The organism is Halomonas sp. (assembly GCF_041689495.1).
GTDB lineage: Bacteria > Pseudomonadota > Gammaproteobacteria > Pseudomonadales > Halomonadaceae > Halomonas.
In genome coordinates this window covers 1-1,721 of record NZ_JBDNGD010000102.1, presented here as the reverse complement: position 1 = coordinate 1,721, position 1,721 = coordinate 1, and the positions used below count along the sequence as shown (strand labels likewise).

General features: G+C 61.5%; 1 protein-coding gene. It reads right to left on the bottom strand.

Going from position 1 to position 1,721, the window contains the following annotated elements:
• Positions 1-1,686 (bottom strand): glutamine--tRNA ligase/YqeY domain fusion protein (locus ACESMD_RS03220; protein WP_372610267.1); only part of this gene is annotated, 1,686 nt, incomplete at its 3' end.
• Positions 1,687-1,721 lie beyond the last annotated feature (35 nt).

Here is a 1,721-nt window from a genome sequence, read left to right as displayed (position 1 = left end):
CTTCTGGGCTTCTTGCTTCTGAACCTTGGCCCAGCTGTCCTTCAGCCCCACGGTACGATTGAACACCAGCCTTCCGTCGACACAGGCATGGCGATCGGCACAGAAGTAGCCCACCCGCTCGAACTGGAATCGTGTTTCGGGTTCGACACTGGCAAGGCTTGGCTCGCCGATGGCCTTCACCGTGACCAGGGAATCGGGGTTGAGGTGTTCGAGGAAATCGGCATCCCTGTCCTTGTCGGGCTGCTCCACCAGGAAGAGATTGTCATAGAGCCGTACCTCCATTGGCACGCCGTGTCGGGCGCTGACCCAGTGGATCACTCCCTTGACCTTGCGCCCTTCCGGGTTCCTGCCCAGGGTCTCGAAATCCACGGAGCAGCGCAGCGCTTCGATCTCCCCTGCCGGGCTCTTCACCACCTCGTCGCAGCGGATCACGTAGCTGTTGCGCAGCCGCACCTCCTTGCCGGGCGCCAGGCGGAAGAATTTCTTTGGCGGCGCTTCCATGAAGTCGTCGCGGTCGATGAAGATTTCCCGGTTGAACGGCACCTTGCGCACTGCCATGTCTTCGCGGGCCGGGTGACCGGGCACCTCATAGACCTCCTCATGCTCCTCGGACACATTGGTCAGCACCACCTTGACGGGGTTGAGCACCGCCATGGCACGGGGGGCGTTGTCCTCGAGATCCGAGCGAATGGCGTGGGTGAGCATAGCGAAGTCAACCAGACCACCGTCGGCACGGGTCACGCCGATCATGTCACAGAACTTGCGGATCGAGGCCGGGGTATAACCGCGGCGTCGCATGCCGGAAATCGTCGGCAGGCGCGGATCATCCCAGCCGTCGACGATGCCCTCATCCACCAGAAGCTTGAGCTTGCGCTTCGAGGTCAGGGTGTAGTTCAGGTTGAGACGGGCGAACTCGATCTGGCGGGGCACGCAGGGTACCGGGAGATGTTCCAGGAACCACTCATAGAGCGGACGATGGTCCTCGAACTCCAGGGTGCAGATGGAGTGCGTCACCCCCTCGATGGCATCCGACTGGCCATGGGTGAAATCGTAGGAGGGGTAGATCTTCCACTTATCGCCGGTCTGGTGATGAGTGGCATGGCGGATGCGATAGAGGATGGGGTCACGCAGGTTGATATTGGGCGAGGCCATGTCGATCCTGGCCCGCAGTACCTTCTCACCCTCGGCGAACTCGCCGGACCGCATGCGTTCAAGCAAGTCGAGGTTCTCGTCGACGCTGCGCTCGCGATAAGGGCTCGGCTTGCCCGGCTCGGTCAGCGTGCCGCGATACTCGCGGATCTCATCCGGGGAGAGATCGTCCACATAGGCCTTGCCTTCTCGGACCAGGTGCTGCCCCCAGGCATAGAGCTGGTCGAAGTAGTCCGATGCGAAGCGGACATCGCCGGCCCACTGGAACCCTAGCCAGGCGACATCCACCTTGATCGCATCGATATAGGCCTGCTCTTCCTTCGCCGGATTGGTATCGTCGAAGCGCAGGTGACAGTCGCCGCCGAACTGCTCGGCCAGGCCAAAATTCAGGCAGATCGACTTGGCGTGGCCAATGTGCAGGAACCCATTGGGCTCCGGGGGAAATCGGGTGACGATCTTGCCCGCCCGACCTGCTTCGATTTCCTCGCGGATCTGGTGACGGATGAAATTCGGCGCGCTGGTGATATCGGTGGTCATGATCTGTGAGGAAACCTCTGGTTGAACGCGGGCCT